The sequence below is a fragment of the Stenotrophomonas pictorum JCM 9942 genome (genome assembly GCF_001310775.1).
Classification (GTDB): domain Bacteria; phylum Pseudomonadota; class Gammaproteobacteria; order Xanthomonadales; family Xanthomonadaceae; genus Stenotrophomonas; species Stenotrophomonas pictorum.
In genome coordinates this window covers 1-19,169 of record NZ_BAZI01000012.1, presented here as the reverse complement: position 1 = coordinate 19,169, position 19,169 = coordinate 1, and the positions used below count along the sequence as shown (strand labels likewise).

The window sequence follows — 19,169 nt, the reverse complement described above, 5'->3', positions numbered from 1 at the left end:
GGAGAGGGGGGGATTCGAACCCCCGAGGCGCTATAAACGCCTGCCTGATTTCGAGTCAGGTACATTCAACCGCTCTGCCACCTCTCCAGATGGTCCCCGGCGAACCGGGCTGCGAATAATAAGGGGCATTGGCATTGCGACAAGCGGTTTTTCACAATTGACGCGCCATCGCCTGCCCGGAGCGGGCGTTGCGGCAACCGGCAAGCCACATTGCGACGCTTGCTGTACACCTCCATGAACGCGATGATGCGTTGCCCTTCCTGACGCAATACAGCCCACGCCGGCACTCATGATCGAATTCGGACACCTCAGCCATGTCGGCCTGCGCCGCCAGCTCAATGAAGACACCTACTACGGTGACAGCGAGCTCGGCCTGTGGCTGGTGGCTGATGGCATGGGCGGACACGCCTGTGGCGAAGTGGCCAGCGCCCTGGCGCGGGAAACCATCGTCCGCGAGATCCGCAAGGGGATCCCGCTGGTCCAGGCGATCCGTATCGCCGATGAGGAGATCATCCGCACCTCGCGACGGCGCAATGACAGCCTGCCGATGGGCACCACCGTGGTGGCCGCACAGATCCTGGGGCACCAGTTCGAAGTGGCCTGGATCGGCGACAGCCGCGCCTACCTGTGGCGGGACGGCAAACTGAGCCAACTGAGCCAGGACCACAGCTACGTGCAGGAGCTGGTCGCAAAAGGCTCACTGACCGCCGAACAGGCCCGCGCCCACCCGCACCGCAACGTGGTCACCCAGGCATTGGGAGTCACCGACCCGGCGCACCTGAACGTGGCCACGATGACCGGGGAATTGCGCCCGGGCATGCAGCTGCTGCTGTGCAGCGACGGGCTGAGCGAGGAAGTGGACGATGCCAGCATCGCCAGCATGCTGGCCCATGCCGATTGCAGTGCGCAGGAATGCGTGGACACCCTGGTCGGCGCGGCACTGGATGGCGGCGGCTCGGACAACGTGACCGTCATCCTCGTCCGCTGCCACTAGCCCCCTTCGATTGCCTCAGGCGGTTTCCGGCGCCACCGGCGCACGCTCACCATCCCACCAGGCGTGACCGGCCTTCTTGCGCAGCCGCGCCAGCCGGGCTTCGTGTGCCTCCAGCTCGGAACCGGTCGCCAGCACCCGCGGGCGCGGCAGCAAGACCGCAGGGTCAAATGCCTGTACCGCGCCGACAGCGCCACTGCGCTCGGCCTCTGGCTGACCGAAGCCGATCTCCTCCTGGCCCGAGGTCAGGGCGATATACACATCGGCCAGAATCTGCGCATCGAGCAGTGCGCCGTGCAGCTGGCGATGCGAGTTGTCCACGCCCAACCGCCGGCACAGCGCGTCCAGCGAGTTGCGCTGGCCAGGGTAGCGCTCGCGCGCCATCAGCAGGGTATCGGTGACGGTGACCCGCTCGGCCAGCCGGGTTTTTCCGGCCAGCGCCAGCTCGTTCTCCAGGAAGCCCATGTCGAACGAGGCGTTGTGGATGATCAGTTCGGCGCCATCGACATAGGCCAGGAACTCGTCGACTACTTCTTCAAAGCGCGGCTTGTCGGCGAGGAACTCCAGGGTCAGCCCGGTGACTTCCTGCGCCCCACTCTCGAACTCGCAATCGGGCTTGAGGTAACGATGGAAATTGTTGCCGCTGGGGCGGCGTTCAAGCAGCTCCACGCAGCCGATCTCGACCACGCGGTTGCCTTTCTTCCAGTCCAGGCCGGTGGTTTCGGTATCAAGGATGATCTGGCGCACGGCCTACCTCAGTTGCTTGCGGCGCTGGCGCGCACGCGGATGGCTTCATCGCGGGCCAGCTGGTCCACGCGTTCGTTGTCCGGGTCGCCGGAATGGCCCTTGACCCAGCGCCAGTCGATCCGATGCCGCTGGGTGGCCGCGTGCAGACGCTCCCACAGATCGCGGTTCTTGACCGGATCGCCACCGGCGGTTTTCCAGTTGCGCCGCACCCAGCCGCCCATCCATTCGGTGATGCCCTGGCGCACGTACTGCGAATCGGTATGCAGCACGATCTCACACGGCTCGGTGAGGGTCTCCAGGCCCGAGATGGCGGCCATCAACTCCATGCGATTGTTGGTGGTGTGACCTTCCCCGCCGGTGACCTCGCGCTCATGTCCCTTGTAGCGCAGCAGGGCGGCCCAGCCGCCCGGCCCGGGATTACCGAGGCACGCGCCGTCGGTGTGTATTTCAATGGATTTCATGTAGTTCCGTAAAAAGTCAGGTCGCCAGCGGCCGGCGCCAATCGGCCGTCCTGAGCTGGCCAATAGCGGTCAACGTGGTGGTGCGCTTTTCCCCGCTCAATACACAGATCGCGCGCAATGCCGCCAACGACGTACCTGCGCCTGCACCGGAGGAATCCAGCAAAGGCCCCAGATGGCGCAGCGAGGTGCAGCGCAGACCCTGGCGCTGGATCAGCATCCGGCAATGCCCCGCCGAGGGTGGCCGTGCGCCCTGCCATTGCCAGTGCGTGCGGTAGGGACTGCAGCGGTTGAGCAGTGTCATCCACAGCCGCCCCCCGGGCATCAAGATCCGCGCGCACTCGGCCAGCAGATCCGCCGCCTGCTCCGCCGCCACATGCTGCAGCACGATCGCATTGACGGACTCGGCCGGCAGCGGCAGGGGCAGCGAGCAACGCAGATCGCCGTCGTACCCCGGTCCGGTCACATGCGGATGCAGCCGGATGCCCCGGCCCTGGGGTGGAGACACGGGCAACCAGCTGGCCGCCGGCCCCATCCACAGCCAAGGCTGCGCCGGTACCGCACGCAACTGTTCAAGCAGGGTCCGATGCTCGAGTTCACGCATCGCAAGCGCGCCAGTTTTCTCAAACCAGGCCGAGACTGCAGCTTGACGGGGGAACGGGGCGGCAGGCATGGTCCAATTCTATGCGACTGACCGCCCTGCCTGCATTTCAGGACAACTACATCTGGGCGCTGCAAACACCTGACGACCGCACGGTTTTTGTCGATCCGGGCCAAGCCGGCCCCGTATTCGACGCCGCGGACCAAGGCATGCAGCCCGCTGCCGTCCTGCTCACCCACCACCACGACGACCACATCGGCGGCGTCGCGGCGCTGCGCCAGCGCTGGCCCTGGCTGCCGGTGTTCGCCCCAGCCGATGAACGCATCACTTTGGATTGTGAACGGGTGGGTGAAAACGACCGGGTACAATTGCCCGGCTTCGATTTCACCGTGCTGGAAGTTCCCGGCCACACCCGGAGCCATATCGCCTACCTCGGCCACAACCACCTGTTTTGTGGCGACATGCTGTTCAGCCTGGGCTGTGGACGCATGTTCGAAGGTACGCCCGCCCAGATGCTGGCCTCGCTGCAACGCCTGGCCGCGCTGCCCCCGCAGACATGGGTCTGCTGCGGGCACGAGTACACACTGGCCAATGCCGTGTTCGCTCGGCATATCGATCCCACCAACGCGGCATTGCAACGCCGCCAACAGGAAGCTCAGGACATGCGCAGCCGCTCACGCCCCTCCGTTCCCGCCCTACTGGCCAGCGAACTGCAGTGCAACCCATTCCTGCGCACCAACGACTCCGCCATTCGCGCCGCCGTCGCCACCCGTCTGGGCCGGGCGCCAGCCGATGAAGTGGAGACCTTTGCCGAATTACGGCGCTGGAAAGACGGTTTCCGCGCATGAAGCGGCACGCTCTGGCGCTCGCGCTCGGGATGTTTCTGGGCGTGGGCGCGGCTGCCGCCAGTACCCCGCCGCTGCCCGTCAGCGCCGGGGTGAGCCAGAACCTCGCGGCACTGGGCGCCTTGCCCATTGACCCGGCCTCGCTGCCGCCGCCGACCAGCCGCAATGGTCGCGAGATTTTCGCCAACTTCCGCGAAGGCCTGGCCGACGCCCAGTGCGATGCCGCCGCGACCAATCCCCGCTGGCGCAAGCACTTCGCACACGCCCCTTCGCGCCTGGGCAATATCGAAGACGATGCACTGCCGCTGTTCGGTTACGTGGTTGATGAACTGCGTGAGGCCGGCCTGCCGACCGAATATGCGCTGATCCCCTTCGTGGAAAGCGGCTACAGGCCCGGCGCGCGCAATGCCGGTGGCCCTGCCGGGCTGTGGCAGTTCATCGCCACCACCGCACGCAACCACCGGGTACCGATGGAAGCCGGCTACGACGGCCGCCTTTCTGCGGTGGATTCCACCCGCGCGGCCGTACGCTACCTGAAAACGCTGCACGGCATGTTCGGCGGCGACTGGCGGCTGGCGGTGATGGCCTACAACGCCGGCGAGTACCGCATCCTGCAATCGCTACGGCGGGCCGGCATGAACGCCCAGAACGCGCGTCCCGCAGAGTTGCCCGGGCTCTCGCCCATCACCTATTCGTATGTCGAGAAACTGCACGCGCTGGCCTGTGTGCTGGAACAGGCCGAGAAGCAACCGGATCTGATGGCCGCCCTCGACCGTCCAGTACCGATTCTCAAGGGCCACCCGCTGCCAGCCAACACCACGCTGGCCGCCTGGTCGGCGCAGAATGCACTGGACCCGGCCCGAATCGCCCGCCTCAACCCGGCCGTGACCGGTGCACGCCCGGGCGTGCGGGTGCTGGCACCTGCGATGATCGGCCATGCAGAAGGAGCCATAGCGCAGACCGACAGCTTCGCAGTGGCCTCCTCCTCCCCACCTCCGGCCACGGCCGCAGCCCCGCGCGTGGCCAGCAGCAGCGCAGCAACCACCACCGGCCGGACCTCACGCCGCCATACCGTGCGCAGCGGCGAATCGGCCTGGTCGATCGCACGTCGCTACGGGGTTCCCGTCAAAGCCCTGCTGGCCCGCAACAACCTGGACGCCAAGGCGACGCTCAAACCGGGCATGGTGCTCAACTTCGAAGATGCGCGCTGAGGCCGCAGCTCCCCTGCCCACCCGACACTGCAGGACAGACAAATAAAAAAGCCCGGCGAAAGCCGGGCTTTTTACTTGAACCCAGACCTAGAGCTGGGATTCCTGCACCTGCACCTTGAAGCGCTTGCGCATGCCATCCACATAGGCCTTCGCCGCCGCAGCGCCATCGATCTGGCTGAGCTGCTGCTTCAACATGGACTGCTGCTGCTCACTCACTTCAGCGATATCGCCAGGCGTCACCTTGGTCACCGCGAACACCGCATAGCGACCATCGCCCATGTCGACTTTGCCATAGCTCGGCTTGTCGGCACTTGGCGGTGCCGCAGCGAATACGGCTCGATTGGCCTCAACGGTAGGCATCGGCGCGGTACGCGGCAGACCCGGCATCGGCAACAGCTGCAGTTTTTCGGATTCGGCCAGCAGCTGCAGGGTTTGTCCGCTGCCCAGCTTGGCCAGCAGTGCATCAGCGGCCTTGCTCGATGCTTCTTCCGTACGGTGTGCGCGAATGGCCGCAATCACCTGCTCACGTGCCTGCGCAAGCGGGATCGGCTGCTCCGGCGTGTGCTCGGTGACACGCAGCATCACGTTGTGGTTCGGCGCGATCTCGATCGGGTCACTGACCGTACCGTCTTCCACCCGCGCGTCGGAGAACGCCGCACGCAACACGGCCGGGGTGGCAGCGATACCGCTGGCGGTCGTCCGCGTGAACGGTCCCAGCACCTGCACCGGCACGCCCACTTCCTTGGCTGCCGGCTCCAACGCGGTCGGGTTCTTGTAGACCAGATCCACCAGGCGCCCGCTCAGCTCGCTGAACGCCTTTTCGGTATCAGCCTGCAACTGTTCGGCAGCCAGCTGATCGCGGACCTCCTCGAACGGACGCCCTTCACCGCCCTTGATCTCGCGCAGCTTCAGCACGTGGTAACCGAAATCGGTCTTGACCGGCCCGGTGATCTCGCCAATCTTCATCGCATACAGGGCGTCCTCGAACGGCTTGACCATCACTTCGCGCTCGACCCAGCCCAGATCACCACCCTCGTTCTTCGAGCCCGGGTCATCGGAGTTGGCCTTGGCCAGTGCCGCAAAATCAGCCCCCTGCCTGGCTTCTTCAGCCAGCTTTGCCGCCTTGGCTTCTGCGGCCTTCTGCGACGCCGCATCGGAACCGGCGCTGATCAGGATGTGCGATGCCAGACGCTGCTCAGGCGCAACAAAACGCGCCTTCTCCTCGTCGTAGCGACGGCGCAGCGCGGCGTCATCAGCCGGCGCAACCGGCGGCAACGTCGCCGCACTGAGTTCAACGTACTCGATGGAGACACTTTCCGGCTGCAGGAAATCCTTCGGATGGCTGTCGTACCACTGCTTGATTTCGTCATCGCTGACAGCGGCGGTATCGACTTCCGGTGCGGGCAACAGCGCGAACTCGACGTCACGGGTTTCACCCAGCAGCTTCAGCAGACGCTCGCTTTCACCCTTGGTGACAAAACCGGACTGTGCAAGCGCGCTGGGAATGATCGACTGCTGCAGACTGGTGCGCACCAGCTGTTCGAACATCGCCGGTGTCCGCGGCGGCACACTCTGCGCCAGCACCAGCCGGTACTGGTCGGCATCGAACTTGCCATCGCGCTGGAACGCCGGAATGCTGGCGATGTAATCGCGCACCGCGGCATCGCCGATCACGATATGCGCGTCTTCAGCCGCCAGACGCACGACCTGCTCGTCAATGAGCTGATCCAGCACCAGCAGTTTGTTCTCCGCCGTTTCGAATTCACGCGGATCGAAATTCTCGCCCTGCTGCTCACGCGCCTGCATCCGCGCCTGCTCGAAACGGGTACGGAATTCTTCGGCACTGATTTCGTGATGGCTCCACAGGAACGACATCGGCCACCAGGACGGCGCCGACTGCCACCAGGTCGGCGGCGCCGACACCTTGGCCACGTTCTGCGCACCGACACCGCAAGATAGCTGTTGTCGATCACGAACAGGAACGGAATCATCAACAGGCCCATGATCACGGTAACGATCCAGCCCGAGGTCTTGTCGCGGAGTTTCTGCAGCATGGGAAAAATCACGGCCCGATTGGCGAGCCGGGCAGTGTAACCCGCTTCCCGCCCGACTCCCAGCGCACGTGTTCCACATGAGCGGCCAAAGAAAAACCCCCGGCTTGCGCCGAGGGCTTTTGAGACAACTGGCGGAGCGGACGGGACTCGAACCCGCGACCTCCGGCGTGACAGGCCAGCATTCTAACCAGCTGAACTACCGCTCCACGTTTTGACTCGTCCGTCCTGCAAGGTTTCCCCGCAAAACGCGCATTCCGAAGAATGACTGGATAAATGGCGGAGCGGACGGGACTCGAACCCGCGACCTCCGGCGTGACAGGCCAGCATTCTAACCAGCTGAACTACCGCTCCACATTTAACCTGTTTGTTTTCTCCGGTCCCGGGGGACTTGAGAAAACGAGGCCCCCGATTCCTCAGGGGCCCGTATGAAGTGGCGGAGCGGACGGGACTCGAACCCGCGACCTCCGGCGTGACAGGCCAGCATTCTAACCAGCTGAACTACCGCTCCACTTTCAAACTTTTACCAATGATGCTTTGGTGGGTGCTGAGGGTTTCGAACCCCCGACCCTCTCCGTGTAAGGGAGACGCTCTACCGCTGAGCTAAGCACCTAGGTGAGCCGCTTAGTTTACAGCGTCTTTCAGAGCTTTGCCAGCCTTGAACGCAGGATTTTTCGAAGCGGCGATCTTGATGGTGTCACCGGTCTTCGGATTACGGCCGGTGCGCTCGGCGCGCTCGCGAACCTGGAACGTACCAAAGCCGACGAGAGTCACGGCATCGCCCTTCTTCAGAGCTTTGGTGATCTCGGCGATGACGGCGTCAACTGCACGGCCAGCCTCAGCCTTGGACAGGTCGGCAGCAGCGGCAACGCCATCAATCAATTCGGTCTTGTTCATTCTGTAAAACTCCCTTTGCGGTAATGCCGCGGAATAGATGGGTGGGTCGTCGCCCGCATTTGCAGCAGCGGCAACCGGAAAATCCTTCAAACACGTTGCCTGTGATTTCACAGGTACGTGAGTCGCACTTTTATACCAGCCGCCCCCTACCCGCGCAAGCTGAAAAGCCAATAACGACGCGGGTTTCAGGGGTTTTCAGCACTGCATTCAATGCTTGACGCGTGTTGCCGGAGATGACTTGGCCTTGCCTCGTACCGCCACACGCGGCGCTTTCTTGCCCACCTTCTTCGGCGCCGGTGGCGACTCCAGTGCGATATCCAGCACTTCATCGATCCACTTCACCGGCACGATGTGCAGATCGCGGGTGACATTGGCGGGGATATCAGCCAGATCCTTGCGGTTCTCGTCGGGGATGAGCACGGTGCGGATGCCACCGCGCAACGCCGCCAGCAGCTTCTCCTTCAAACCACCGATGGCGGTGACGCGGCCGCGCAGCGTGATTTCACCCGTCATCGCCACATCCGCCTTGACCGGAACCCGGGTCAACGTGGAGACCAGCGAGGTGACCATCGCGATACCCGCGCTGGGGCCATCCTTCGGCGTGGCGCCATCGGGCACATGCAGATGCACATCGTGCTTCTGCAGGAAATCGACATCGATCCCCAGCGTTTCGGCACGCGCACGCACCACCGACAATGCCGCCGTCGCCGACTCCTTCATCACATTGCCCAACTGGCCGGTCAGGGTGACAGCGCCTTTGCCCGGAATCAGTGTCGACTCGATCTGCAACAGGTCACCGCCGACCTCGGTCCACGCCAGACCGGTGACCAAGCCGATCTCGTTCGCCTCCTCGGCACGACCGAAGTCGAAGCGCTGCACGCCTAGGTATTTCTCCAGGTTCTTCGCGTCCACCACCACCACGGCTTTCGGCTTCTTGGCAGATTTCTTTGCAGCCACTTTCTTCACCGGCTGCGGACCGGCCAGGGCAATTTCCTTCACCACCTTGCGGCAGATCTTGGCGATCTCACGCTCGAGGTTGCGCACGCCCGATTCGCGCGTGTAGTAGCGCACGATGTCACGGATCGCCCCCTCCTCGATCGCCAGCTCCTCCACCTTCAGGCCATTGGCCTTGAGCTGCTTGGGCACCAGGTAACGGGTGGCGATGTTGAGCTTTTCATCCTCGGTATAGCCCGGGATGCGGATCACTTCCATGCGGTCCAGCAGCGGACCGGGGATGTTCAACGAGTTGGAGGTGGCCACGAACATCACTTCGCTCAGGTCCAGATCGACCTCGAGGTAGTGGTCGTTGAAAGCGTTGTTCTGCTCCGGGTCCAGCACTTCGAGCAGGGCCGAGGACGGATCGCCACGGAAATCCATCGACATCTTGTCGATCTCATCCAGCACGAACAGCGGATTCTTGCTGCCGACCTTGTTGAGGTTCTGCACGATGCGGCCCGGCATCGAGCCGACGTAGGTACGGCGATGGCCACGGATCTCGGCCTCGTCGCGGACGCCACCCAGGCTCATGCGCACGAACTTGCGGTTGGTGGCCTTGGCGATGGACTGACCGAGCGAGGTCTTGCCCACGCCGGGCGGTCCGACCAGGCACAGGATCGGGCCCTTCATCTGCTTCACGCGCGACTGCACGGCCAGATACTCGAGAATGCGGTCCTTGACCTTCTCCAAGCCGTAGTGGTCGGCATCCAGCGTGTCCTGCGCGGCCTTCAGATCCTTGCGGACCTTGGTGCGTTTGTTCCACGGCACACCCAGCAGCCATTCCAGATAGTTGCGCACCACCGCCGCTTCTGCCGACATTGGCGACATCTGCTTGAGCTTGTTGAGTTCGTTCTTGGCCTTGGCCTCGACCGCCTTGGGCATGCCGGCGTCGGCGATCTTGCGCGCCAGCTCTTCCAGCTCGCCCGGCGCGTCATCCAGATCACCCAGTTCCTTCTGGATGGCCTTCATCTGCTCGTTGAGGTAGTACTCGCGCTGGCTCTTTTCCATCTGCGACTTCACGCGCCCGCGGATGCGTTTCTCCAGCTGCTGCACGTCGATCTCGCCGTCGACCAGGCCGACCAGCATTTCCAGACGATCACCGATCTGCAGGGTTTCCAGCAGCTTTTGCTTGTCGGCCAGGCGCACGCCGATGTGCGCGGCGATGGTGTCGGCCAGACGCGCCGGCTCATCGATACCAGCCAGCGTCTGCAGCAGCTCCGGCGGCAGCTTGCGGTTGGTCTTGACGTACTGCTCGAACAGCGACATCAGCGAACGGGCGATCGCCTCGATCTCTCGCGGCTCGCGCGTCTCATCCGATTCGATTTCCACGCCGTGCCCCTGCAGCGCGCCATCCTGCTCATGGACCTTGTCCACGGCCACGCGCGAGAGCCCCTCGACCAGCACCTTGATGGTGCCATCGGGCAGCTTCAGCAATTGCAGCACCTGCGCCAGGGTACCGACGGTGTACAGGTCCGCCGCGGCCGGGTCATCGGTTTCGGCCGACTTCTGCGCCAGCAGCAGGATGCGCTTGTCCGCCTCCATCGCGCGCTCCAGCGCCTGCATGGACTTGTCGCGGCCCACGAACAGGGGAATGACCATGTGCGAGAACACCACCACGTCGCGCAGTGGCAGGACCGGCAGGTCGAGGACTTCGAGTTGGGACTGGGCCATGGGGGCTCCGCAGGAATTCGGGGGAACAACCAGCCGGGAGCTGGTGGGTGGACAAGGCTGAAATAAAAAAGCCGATGGCCCCGTTATGGGGCCATCGGCGAGGTGTTGCAAGAGGTGTACGAGCGAGATTCTGAACGGGCAACCCAGCCCCGCAACAGTGCGTCCCGTTGCCCCTGTTCAGTCGCCGGAAGCAGCCTTGGGCGGTGCCGGCGGCGTCTGGTAGATCACGTACGGCTCGGACTTGTTCTCGATGACCGATTCATCGACCACCACCTTGCTGACATTTTCCTGCGACGGCAGGTCATACATGGTGTCCAGCAGCACCGACTCGACGATCGTGCGCAGGCCGCGGGCACCGGTCTTGCGCTTGATCGCCTTTTTGGCGATGGCCGCCAGCGCGTCGGGCCGGAACTCCAGCTCGACGTTCTCCATCTCGAACAGTTTCTTGAACTGCTTGGTGATGGCGTTCTTCGGCTCGGTCAGGATCTTGATCAGTGCCGGCTCATCGAGCTCTTCCAGCGTGGCGACCACCGGCAGGCGGCCGACAAACTCGGGGATCAGACCGAACTTGATCAGATCTTCCGGCTCGACCTCGGCCAGTACCTTGCCGATCTCCTGCTTGCGCTCGGTGCTCTTGACCTTGGCGCCAAAGCCAATACTGCTGGTTTCCGAGGAACGCTGCTGGATCACCTTGTCCAGGCCGGCGAACGCGCCGCCACAGATGAACAGGATGTTCTTGGTATCGACCTGCAGGAACTCCTGCTGCGGATGCTTGCGTCCGCCCTGCGGCGGCACGCTGGCCACGGTGCCTTCGATCAGCTTCAGCAGGGCCTGCTGCACACCTTCGCCCGACACGTCGCGGGTGATCGACGGGTTCTCGCTCTTGCGCGAGATCTTGTCGATCTCATCGATGTAGACGATGCCCTGCTGCGCCTTCTCGACGTCGTAGTCGCACTTCTGCAGCAGCTTCTGGATGATGTTCTCCACGTCCTCGCCCACGTAACCGGCTTCGGTCAGCGTGGTCGCATCGGCCATGGTGAAGGGCACATTGAGCAGCCGCGCCAGCGTTTCGGCCAGCAGCGTCTTGCCCGAACCGGTCGGGCCGACCAGCAGGATGTTGGACTTGGACAGCTCGACGTCGTCGTTCTTCTGACGGCTTTCGATGCGCTTGTAATGGTTGTACACCGCCACCGCGAGCGTGCGCTTGGCGCGGGTCTGACCGATCACATACTGGTCCAGGACCTCGAGGATTTCCTTCGGCTTGGGCAGCGAACTGCGTGCCGACTGGGCCTTCTCCTCAAGCTCCTCACGGATGATGTCGTTGCACAGCTCCACGCATTCATCACAGATGAACACGCTCGGGCCCGCGATCAGCTTGCGTACTTCATGCTGACTCTTGCCGCAGAACGAGCAGTAAAGAATCTTGCTGCTGTCCCCGGAACGACCTTGCCGGTCTTCGCTCATGCTTCGCTTACCCAGTTGCTTCCCCCTATGAACAGGGGGTTCAAATTCGAGAATAACACAGGGCCGGAGGGACACCAGCCCCGTTCCGACCCTGCAGAATTGCCGTGTTTTCCGGCAGTTTTTACCATCAGGCCGCTTGGATCGACTCGTCCGGACGACGCTCAAGCACCTGGTCCACCAGACCATAGGCCTGGGCCTCGGCCGCGCTCTTGAAATTGTCGCGCTCGGTGTCGCGCGCGATGGTTTCCAGCGATTGCCCGGTGTGCTTGGACAGCACCTCGTTCAGGCGAGCGCGCAGGGTCAGGATTTCACGCGCATGGATGTCGATGTCGGTGGCCTGGCCCTGGAAGCCCCCCAGCGGCTGATGGATCATCACCCGCGAATTAGGCAGCGCATAACGCTTGCCGGCCGCACCGGACGCCAGCAGCAGCGCGCCCATGGAGGCCGCCTGACCGATGCAGATCGTGCTCACATCCGGCTTGATGTATTGCATGGTGTCGTAGATCGCCATACCGGCGGTGACCACGCCACCGGGCGAATTGATATAGATACTGATGTCCTTTTCCGGATTTTCCGCTTCCAGGAACAACAGCTGCGCCACCACCACGTTCGCCATGTGATCGTCGATGGGACCGACCAGGAAAATCAGGCGTTCTTTGAGCAGGCGCGAATAGATGTCATAGGCGCGCTCGCCGCGGGCGGTCTGTTCGACCACCATTGGAACCATGTTCAGGGCTTTGGCTCGGTTGTCCATTACGTGGGGCACCTATTTTGAGAGGAACACCCCGCGCCAGCGGCGCGGGGATCAAACGCCCGCCAGTTACTGGCGGATGGCTTCCTGGAACGACAGCGACTGCTCGGTGTGCTGGGCACGCTCGGCGATCCAGTCGATCACCTGCTCTTCCATCACGCGGTTCTGCAGGCCAGCCATAAGCTGGGGGTCGTTGCGGTACATCTCAATGACCTGCTCGGGCTCTTCGTAGGTCGAAGCGATCAGGCGCATGGTTTCGTTCAGGCGTTTCGGATCCAGGCGCAGCTCGTTCTTGCGGGCCACTTCACCGACCAGCAGGCCGACCAGCACGCGCTTGGCAGCGGCGTCCTTGAAGCTTCATGGGCATCGGCCGGCACTTCGCCCGGGTTGCCGCCCTGGCGACGGATGGCCTCGATCTGCTGGGCCAGCATCGCACGGGCTTCGTTCTCGACCAGACGCGGCGGCAGCTCCACCGAGGAATAGGCGGCAATCAGCTGCTCGCCCACTTCACGGCGCAGACGGTTCATCAGCGCACCCTTGAGCTCGCGCTCCAGGTTGGAACGGATGTCGGCGCGGAACTGCTCCGGATCACCGTTCTTCACACCGAAGCTCTTGATAAACGCGGCGTCGACTTCCGGAACTTCCTGTTCGGAGACTTCAACGGCCTTGACGGTGACCTTGGCCGTCTTGCCGGCCAGCGCCGGCACGCGCCAGTCGGCCGGGAAATCGACGTCCAGCGTCTTTTCCTCGCCCTTGGCCAGCCCGACCAGGCCCTTTTCAATCGACTCGAACATCATGCCCTGGCCGAGAATGATGGTGCCCTTCTCGGCACCTTCCGCCGGCAGGCGCTCGTCGCCGATCTGCGACCAGGTTTCCAGACCGACCAGATCCCCTTGCTGCGCACCGCGCGCAACCGGCTTCCAGCTGCGGCGCTGCGCACGCAGGTTCTCGATCATCTGGTCGATGTCGGCGTCGCTGATTTCAGCGGTGTGACGCACAACGTTCAGCTTGGTCACATCGACATCGCCGAAGTCCGGCACCAGCTCGACGGTGGCGACGAAATCGAACTCGCCTTCGCCGGCCTTGTCGATGCGCGGATTGCCGGCGATGCGCAGCTCATGCTGGCGCAGCGCGGCGTCGAACGTCTCGCGCAGCAGGCCATCCACCGCCTCGGCGCGCACCTGCTGACCGAAGCGCTGCTCGATCACCTTGGCCGGCACCTTGCCTGGGCGGAAACCCTTGATGCGCGCAGTGCGAGCGATCTCACCCAGGCGTCCATTGATGTGGGTCTGCAGGCGCTCCTCCGGCAGGGAAAAGGTCAGACGGCGTTCCAGGTTGCCGGTGGATTCGATCGAAGCTTGCATGTGGACTCCTGCCACCGGTGGCGCATGGGCCCCGGCTCGATTGGTAGAGAAACGGATTTGAACGGCGCACGTATCCACGCCAGCCCGGTAGTTTCGCTGATTCTGGCGGGCGCTTCCAGCCCGCTGCAAGACCGCAGCACCGAAACCGGCGCCGGGAAGATGGGACCGGCAATATCCAAAGATGGTGCGAAAGGGGGGACTCGAACCCCCACGCCTTGCGGCACTGGAACCTAAATCCAGGGCGTCTACCAATTCCGCCACTTTCGCGATGCCGATTCAGGCCGCCATTGTTGCAGGAGCGCCAGAAAAGCGGAAGACAAGCACCCGCCCCCCATCCAACGCCCCAGACCGCCCCCCCCTGTCTGGCAAGAAAAAAGCCGCCAGATCACTCTGACGGCTTTTCAATCTGGTGGGCTGTCAAGGATTCGAACCTTGGACCTATTGATTAAGAGTCAACTGCTCTACCAACTGAGCTAACAGCCCTGAAACTTCGGCGCCAAGTCTACACCAGAGGGTGTTTTCCACGCCACCCCAAAGTGCGGGGCTTACATAAAAAGCAAAAGCCGCCAGATTGCTCTGACGGCTTTTCAATCTGGTGGGCTGTCAAGGATTCGAACCTTGGACCTATTGATTAAGAGTCAACTGCTCTACCAACTGAGCTAACAGCCCTGAAAATCAGGAGGCGAATAATGCCGCAACCTGGCTTTTATTGCAAGCCCGGATTTCACTCCGAAGCTTTGAAACAGTGGGGTGGCTGAGGGGATTCGAACCCCCGACCACCGGAATCACAATCCGGTACTCTAACCAACTGAGCTACAGCCACCACTGAAAACTTGCTACCTACCGCTTGCACCTGATGGTGCGCCCGACAGGAATCGAACCTGTAACCGCCGGCTTAGAAGGCCGGTGCTCTATCCAGTTGAGCTACGGGCGCTCTGACCGGATTGTCGCACTCCAACACGCGCTTGGTGCATTGGATGGTCGGGGTAGAGGGATTCGAACCCCCGACATCCTGCTCCCAAAGCAGGCGCGCTACCAGACTGCGCTATACCCCGGCGGTGAATCTCTCCGATGCCCCGGAAAGGTCGGCTATTGTCGTAATAGTGGCGCAGTCTGTCAACGGTAAATTTCACTTCGATTGATACGGGTATGCTTGATGCAGCACCCGCCCCTCATTCCTCGCAACGGAGACTTGCATGCGCAGCGGCAACCCCGCCCTTTCCGAATCCACCTTCCTCGATCTTGGCAGTGGCAGCGTGGTCTCACGCGGCGCGCAGGTGATGACGATCAACGGCACCGTCAACAAGACCGGTCTGCTGTTGCTGCTGGCCGTGCTCACCGCCGCGTTTGCATGGAGCGGCACGATCAGCGACAGCGGCGAGCTGCTGCCGGCCGCCAAACTCTACCTGTGGGGCGGCATGATCACCGGCCTCATCCTGTCGGTGGTGACCATCTTCAAGAAGAGCTGGGCACCGGTCAGCGCACCGCTGTACGCATTGGCCGAAGGCTTCTTCCTGGGCTCGATCTCGGCCATCTACGAAGCCCGCTTCAACGGCATTGTCTTCCAGGCGGTGATCCTGACCTTCGGCACGCTGTTCGCGCTGCTGTTCGCCTATCGCAGCGGACTGATCAAGGCCACCGAGAACTTCAAGCTGGGCGTGGTCGCCGCCACCGGCGGCATCGCACTGGTGTACCTGGCCACGATCGTATTGGGCTTTTTCAATATCAACATCCCCTTCATCCATGAGTCCGGCCTGATCGGCATCGGTTTCAGCCTGTTCGTGGTAGTGATCGCGGCGCTGAACCTGGTGCTGGATTTCGACTTCATCGAAAGCGGCGTGGAAGCCGGAGCACCCAAGTACATGGAGTGGTACGGCGCGTTCGGGCTGATGGTCACCCTGGTGTGGCTGTATATCGAATTCCTGCGCCTGCTGTCCAAGCTGCAATCCCGCAACTGAGGGCCTGCAGCAGACGGTGATGCAAAGGGCGCCCTCAGGCGCCCTTTGTTTTTTTTGGGACGTTGCGCCGCTGACCTGCAACGCGGAGAGTGCACAGGGCCCGGCCCCCGCCCTTTCACATAGCGAAGGCGCGGCGATGACGTTGCGACCGTCCGCAGCACACCGCCCACGCGATCAATCCAAACAGAAACGGAGCGCTTGCGCGCTCCGTTTCGTCAACCACCAGCGTGCCGCCGCCGCAATCAGATGCGGCTGGCGATCGCCTTGGCGAAGCCCATGGTAGTGCCGGTGCCGCCCAGATCGCCGGTCAGCGAGTCCTTGGCTTCCATCGTGGCGACGATGGCCTTGCGCAGGCGCTCGGCGTTTTCCGGCTGGCCCACGTGGTCCAGCATCTGCGCCGCACCCAGCATCAGCGCCACCGGGTTGGCCTTGCCCTGACCGGCGATGTCCGGCGCGGTGCCATGCACGGCTTCGAAGATCGCCACGTCAGCACCGATGTTGGCACCCGGAGCCAGACCCAGGCCGCCGACCAGGCCGGCACACAGGTCGGAGATGATGTCGCCGAACAGGTTGGTGGTGACGATGATGTCGAACTGCTCCGGACGCATCACCAGCTGCATGCAGGCGTTGTCGACGATCATTTCCTGGAATTCGATTTCCGGATACTTGGCGGCCACTTCACGCGCCACGTCCAGGAACAGGCCCGAGGTCGACTTGATGATGTTGGCCTTGTGCACGGCGGTTACCTTCTTGCGGCCGGTGCTCTTGGCCAGCTCGAAGGCGTAACGCACGATGCGCTCGGAACCTTGCGGGTGATGCGGGTGCCGGAGAAAGCGGTCTCGCCGTCGGCCGACACTTCCTGGCCTTCGGCCAGGTAGGCGCCTTCGGTGTTCTCGCGCACCGTGATCATGTCGATGTTCTCGTAGCGCGACTTGGTGTTCGGGAACGAGATGGCCGGACGCACGTTGGCGTACAGGTCGAACTGGCGACGCAGGGCGACGTTGATCGAGCTGAAACCACCACCCACCGGCGTGGTCAGCGGGCTCTTCAGCGCCACCTTGTTCTTCGTGATCGATTCCAGCGTGGACGCCGGGATCAGCTCACCGTGCTTTTCCAGCGCGGCCAGGCCGGCGTCGGCGTATTCATAGGTCAGGCCGGTGTTCAGCGCGTCGAGCACGAACAGGGTGGCGTCCATGATTTCCGGGCCGATGCCATCGCCGCGGATGACGGTGATTGTCTGCGTCATTTTGGGTATTCCAAACAGGGAGGAGGGGAAAGCGCCATCCGGCTGCCCGGAACCCGGCGCGATTGAAAAGGTTTCAACTGTCAATTATGCCCGATCCGCCCCTCCGCCCCCAACTGGACCAAGGTCTGGGTTCAGCCGTGGTCGTGCCCGGCCGGCGCCTGGGCCGCCCCGTTCTCGAGCTGGTCGAGGAAATCCACCGCCCGCCGCAGGTGCGGAATAACGATCGAGCCGCCCACCACCAGACCGACCGAGAAGGTCTCGAAGAACTCCTCGCGACTGACCCCGGCCTCCTTGCACTGGGCCACGTGGTAACTGATGCAGTCGTCGCAGCGCAGTACCAGCGAGGCGACCAGACCCAGCAGTTCCTTGGTCTTCACATCCAGCGCACCGGCCTGGTAGGTCTGGGTGTCCAGCGCGAAGAAGCGCCGCACCACCTGGTTGGGCTCGGCCAAGATGCGCTGGTTCATGCGCTGGCGGAATTCGGTGAATTCGGCCAGACGGTCCTTCTCGGTCCCGGCGCTCATGCGCCCTGCCCCGCCAGCAGCGGCTCGAGCTTGCCGGCACGATGCAGCGCCATCATGTCGTCGTAGCCACCGACATGGACGTCGCCGACGAAGATCTGCGGCACGCTGGTGCGCCGGGTCAGCGCCATCATCTTCTCGCGCTCGGCCGGATCCAGGTCGATACGGACTTCGGTCCACGACTGGTTCCTGCTCTTCAGGAAGTTCTTGGCGGCCACGCAGTAAGGACACACGGCGGTGGAGTAGATGGTCACTGCAGGTGCGCCGGACACGGCGCCGGTGACGGGATTGCTCACAAGGAAACTCCTCGCTGGAAATGTTGTCCTTATATGGTAGCGGGCGCATGGATTTTCGATGCCACCGGCAGAACACTCTGGATTAACCTGCGCTTCACACCCCGCCGCCGCTTCCCCGTCATCCTCCGCCCAGCCCTACCGGAGTCACCGTTTGCGCCCGTTGCTGCTTGCCACCGCTTTGACCTTGGCCCTGGCCACCCCGCCCGGCGCGGCCCAGGACACGAAACTGCCGGACATCGGCTCATCGGCCGGCGAGCTGCTCACGCCCGCCCGTCAAGCTGAATACGGCGGCATGATGCTGCGCGAGCTGCGCAACTACGGCTACCTGCTGGACGACCCCCTGATCGACGACTGGCTGCAGGGGATGGGCACCGGGCTGGGTGCCAACAGCGCGCAGCCGCGCCAGCCGTTCACGTTTTTCATGCTCAAGGACCGGCAGATCAACGCCTTCGCCACCCTGGGCGGCTACATCGGCGTGAACGCCGGGCTGGTGCTGACCGCCCAGCGCGAAGACGAGGTGGCCGCGGTGCTGTCCCATGAAATCGCCCACGTCACCCAGCAGCACGTGCTGCGCGGCGTGGAGCGCGCCCAGCGCGACCAGATCCCGATCCTGCTGGGCATGCTGGCGGCGGTGGTCGCCGCGCAACAGGCCGGGGGCAACTCCTCCGGCGACGCCACCATGGCCGCGATCACCTCGGGCATGGGCCTGATGCAGCAGCGCCAGATCAATTTCACCCGCTCCAATGAATCGGAGGCCGATCGCCTCGGCATCCGCACCCTGGCCCACAGCGGCTATGACGTGGACGCGATGGCCGGCTTCTTCGAGCGCATGTCCGCGGCCATGCGCGGCAACGAGGGCGGCTACAGCACCCCGGATTTCCTGCGCACCCATCCAGTCAACATCACCCGCATCAGCGAGGCCAAATCCCGCGCCGAGCAGATGAAAAAAGACACCGTGCTGCTCACCACGCAGACGCCCACCGGCGTGCGCCAGGAACGGGTGAATCCCACCCTGCCGGATATCCGCGACCCGCTCGGTGCCGGCGGCAATCCGCTGCTGCCGAGCTCCCTGCAGCTGTCGCTGCCGGCCAGCAGCGTGGC

General features: G+C 63.4%; 14 protein-coding genes, 10 tRNA genes and 3 pseudogenes. 5 read left to right on the top strand and 22 right to left on the bottom strand.

Features of this window, described 5'->3' with window-relative positions; genetic code table 11:
• Nucleotides 1–87: transfer RNA gene (locus JCM9942_RS01870), tRNA-Ser, on the bottom strand.
• A gap of 202 nt (nt 88–289) precedes the next feature.
• Here JCM9942_RS01870 and JCM9942_RS01865 point away from each other — a divergent pair.
• Nucleotides 290–994: a PP2C family protein-serine/threonine phosphatase gene (locus tag JCM9942_RS01865; protein WP_054657159.1), complete on the top strand. Its 705-nt coding sequence runs from the start codon at nt 290–292 to the stop codon at nt 992–994.
• Between the two features lie 15 nt (nt 995–1,009).
• Here the strand turns inward: JCM9942_RS01865 and dnaQ are convergent, their stop codons facing one another.
• The 3 genes from dnaQ to JCM9942_RS01850 are packed head-to-tail and all read right to left on the bottom strand — an operon-like array spanning nt 1,010 to nt 2,800.
• Nucleotides 1,010–1,738, bottom strand: a complete 729-nt coding sequence (gene dnaQ, locus JCM9942_RS01860) for a DNA polymerase III subunit epsilon (RefSeq protein WP_054657157.1) — start codon at nt 1,736–1,738, stop codon at nt 1,010–1,012.
• Nucleotides 1,739–1,746: 8 nt separating this feature from the next.
• Complete coding sequence (rnhA, locus tag JCM9942_RS01855) at nt 1,747–2,199, bottom strand: ribonuclease HI (protein ID WP_054657155.1); 453 nt, start codon at nt 2,197–2,199, stop codon at nt 1,747–1,749.
• A gap of 16 nt (nt 2,200–2,215) precedes the next feature.
• Entirely contained in the window at nt 2,216–2,800 is a 585-nt protein-coding gene (locus JCM9942_RS01850; protein ID WP_241772669.1) for a class I SAM-dependent methyltransferase, read from the bottom strand.
• 80 nt (nt 2,801–2,880) lie between these two features.
• Between JCM9942_RS01850 and gloB the strand changes: the two genes are divergently transcribed.
• A complete protein-coding gene (gloB, locus tag JCM9942_RS01845) occupies nt 2,881–3,645 on the top strand; it encodes a hydroxyacylglutathione hydrolase (RefSeq protein WP_054657153.1) in 765 nt (254 codons plus the stop codon).
• Nucleotides 3,642–4,853 (top strand): lytic transglycosylase domain-containing protein, encoded by a 1,212-nt coding sequence (locus JCM9942_RS01840; RefSeq protein WP_054657151.1) that lies wholly within the window; start codon nt 3,642–3,644, stop codon nt 4,851–4,853. Before gloB ends, JCM9942_RS01840 begins: the two co-directional genes overlap by 4 nt.
• Nucleotides 4,854–4,940: 87 nt before the next feature.
• Here JCM9942_RS01840 and JCM9942_RS01835 read toward each other — a convergent pair.
• The 15 genes and pseudogenes from JCM9942_RS01835 to JCM9942_RS01760 all read right to left on the bottom strand — a co-directional run bounded on the left by JCM9942_RS01835 (nt 4,941) and on the right by JCM9942_RS01760 (nt 15,102).
• Nucleotides 4,941–6,907 (bottom strand): annotated as a pseudogene (locus JCM9942_RS01835) (peptidyl-prolyl cis-trans isomerase).
• Nucleotides 6,908–7,036: 129 nt separating this feature from the next.
• A tRNA-Asp gene (locus JCM9942_RS01830) sits at nt 7,037–7,113 on the bottom strand.
• A gap of 68 nt (nt 7,114–7,181) precedes the next feature.
• Nucleotides 7,182–7,258: transfer RNA gene (locus JCM9942_RS01825), tRNA-Asp, on the bottom strand.
• A gap of 80 nt (nt 7,259–7,338) precedes the next feature.
• Nucleotides 7,339–7,415, bottom strand: a tRNA-Asp gene (locus JCM9942_RS01820).
• Nucleotides 7,416–7,528: 113 nt separating this feature from the next.
• Nucleotides 7,529–7,801 carry an HU family DNA-binding protein gene (locus tag JCM9942_RS01810; protein WP_054657149.1) on the bottom strand — a complete coding sequence of 91 codons (273 nt, stop codon included), beginning with the start codon at nt 7,799–7,801 and terminating at the stop codon, nt 7,529–7,531.
• 207 nt (nt 7,802–8,008) lie between these two features.
• A complete protein-coding gene (gene lon, locus JCM9942_RS01805) occupies nt 8,009–10,468 on the bottom strand; it encodes an endopeptidase La (RefSeq protein ID WP_054657147.1) in 2,460 nt (819 codons plus the stop codon).
• 177 nt (nt 10,469–10,645) lie between these two features.
• Complete coding sequence (gene clpX, locus JCM9942_RS01800) at nt 10,646–11,932, bottom strand: ATP-dependent Clp protease ATP-binding subunit ClpX (protein ID WP_054657145.1); 1,287 nt, start codon at nt 11,930–11,932, stop codon at nt 10,646–10,648.
• A gap of 127 nt (nt 11,933–12,059) precedes the next feature.
• Nucleotides 12,060–12,686 (bottom strand): ATP-dependent Clp endopeptidase proteolytic subunit ClpP, encoded by a 627-nt coding sequence (clpP, locus tag JCM9942_RS01795; protein WP_054657143.1) that lies wholly within the window; start codon nt 12,684–12,686, stop codon nt 12,060–12,062.
• Between the two features lie 66 nt (nt 12,687–12,752).
• Nucleotides 12,753–14,047, bottom strand: a pseudogene (gene tig / locus JCM9942_RS01790) (trigger factor).
• 182 nt (nt 14,048–14,229) lie between these two features.
• Nucleotides 14,230–14,314, bottom strand: a tRNA-Leu gene (locus JCM9942_RS01785).
• 140 nt (nt 14,315–14,454) lie between these two features.
• Nucleotides 14,455–14,530, bottom strand: a tRNA-Lys gene (locus JCM9942_RS01780).
• Between the two features lie 110 nt (nt 14,531–14,640).
• Nucleotides 14,641–14,716 (bottom strand) — tRNA-Lys (locus JCM9942_RS01775).
• Between the two features lie 77 nt (nt 14,717–14,793).
• Nucleotides 14,794–14,870 (bottom strand) — tRNA-His (locus JCM9942_RS01770).
• 34 nt (nt 14,871–14,904) lie between these two features.
• Nucleotides 14,905–14,981 (bottom strand) — tRNA-Arg (locus JCM9942_RS01765).
• Nucleotides 14,982–15,025: 44 nt separating this feature from the next.
• A tRNA-Pro gene (locus tag JCM9942_RS01760) sits at nt 15,026–15,102 on the bottom strand.
• A gap of 141 nt (nt 15,103–15,243) precedes the next feature.
• On the opposite strand from JCM9942_RS01760, the gene JCM9942_RS01755 reads away from it, so the two are divergent.
• Nucleotides 15,244–16,005 carry a Bax inhibitor-1/YccA family protein gene (locus JCM9942_RS01755; RefSeq protein ID WP_054657141.1) on the top strand — a complete coding sequence of 254 codons (762 nt, stop codon included), beginning with the start codon at nt 15,244–15,246 and terminating at the stop codon, nt 16,003–16,005.
• A 242-nt stretch (nt 16,006–16,247) separates the two neighbouring features.
• Here JCM9942_RS01755 and JCM9942_RS01750 read toward each other — a convergent pair.
• The 3 genes and pseudogenes from JCM9942_RS01750 to grxC all read right to left on the bottom strand — a co-directional run bounded on the left by JCM9942_RS01750 (nt 16,248) and on the right by grxC (nt 18,068).
• A pseudogene (locus JCM9942_RS01750) lies at nt 16,248–17,251 on the bottom strand (isocitrate dehydrogenase).
• Nucleotides 17,252–17,382: 131 nt separating this feature from the next.
• Nucleotides 17,383–17,775 carry a carboxymuconolactone decarboxylase family protein gene (locus tag JCM9942_RS01745; protein WP_054657139.1) on the bottom strand — a complete coding sequence of 131 codons (393 nt, stop codon included), beginning with the start codon at nt 17,773–17,775 and terminating at the stop codon, nt 17,383–17,385.
• Complete coding sequence (gene grxC, locus JCM9942_RS01740; RefSeq protein WP_054657137.1) at nt 17,772–18,068, bottom strand: glutaredoxin 3; 297 nt, start codon at nt 18,066–18,068, stop codon at nt 17,772–17,774. The genes JCM9942_RS01745 and grxC overlap by 4 nt, the downstream gene beginning before the upstream one ends.
• A 151-nt stretch (nt 18,069–18,219) precedes the next feature.
• Here grxC and JCM9942_RS01735 point away from each other — a divergent pair.
• Nucleotides 18,220–19,169, top strand: a 950-nt coding sequence (locus tag JCM9942_RS01735; RefSeq protein WP_157722739.1) for a M48 family metallopeptidase, incomplete at its 3' end; no start/stop codon positions are given.

Coding starts and splice junctions, on each gene's coding strand:
- JCM9942_RS01745 (WP_054657139.1), bottom strand. CDS start 17,775: ATGAGCGCCGGGACCGAGAAGGACCGTCTGGCCGAATTCACCGAATTC.
- JCM9942_RS01755 (WP_054657141.1), top strand. CDS start 15,244: ATGCGCAGCGGCAACCCCGCCCTTTCCGAATCCACCTTCCTCGATCTT.
- JCM9942_RS01810 (WP_054657149.1), bottom strand. CDS start 7,801: ATGAACAAGACCGAATTGATTGATGGCGTTGCCGCTGCTGCCGACCTG.
- gloB (WP_054657153.1), top strand. CDS start 2,881: ATGCGACTGACCGCCCTGCCTGCATTTCAGGACAACTACATCTGGGCG.
- JCM9942_RS01850 (WP_241772669.1), bottom strand. CDS start 2,800: ATGCGTGAACTCGAGCATCGGACCCTGCTTGAACAGTTGCGTGCGGTA.
- clpP (WP_054657143.1), bottom strand. CDS start 12,686: ATGGACAACCGAGCCAAAGCCCTGAACATGGTTCCAATGGTGGTCGAA.
- clpX (WP_054657145.1), bottom strand. CDS start 11,932: ATGAGCGAAGACCGGCAAGGTCGTTCCGGGGACAGCAGCAAGATTCTT.
- JCM9942_RS01865 (WP_054657159.1), top strand. CDS start 290: ATGATCGAATTCGGACACCTCAGCCATGTCGGCCTGCGCCGCCAGCTC.
- lon (WP_054657147.1), bottom strand. CDS start 10,468: ATGGCCCAGTCCCAACTCGAAGTCCTCGACCTGCCGGTCCTGCCACTG.
- rnhA (WP_054657155.1), bottom strand. CDS start 2,199: ATGAAATCCATTGAAATACACACCGACGGCGCGTGCCTCGGTAATCCC.
- JCM9942_RS01840 (WP_054657151.1), top strand. CDS start 3,642: ATGAAGCGGCACGCTCTGGCGCTCGCGCTCGGGATGTTTCTGGGCGTG.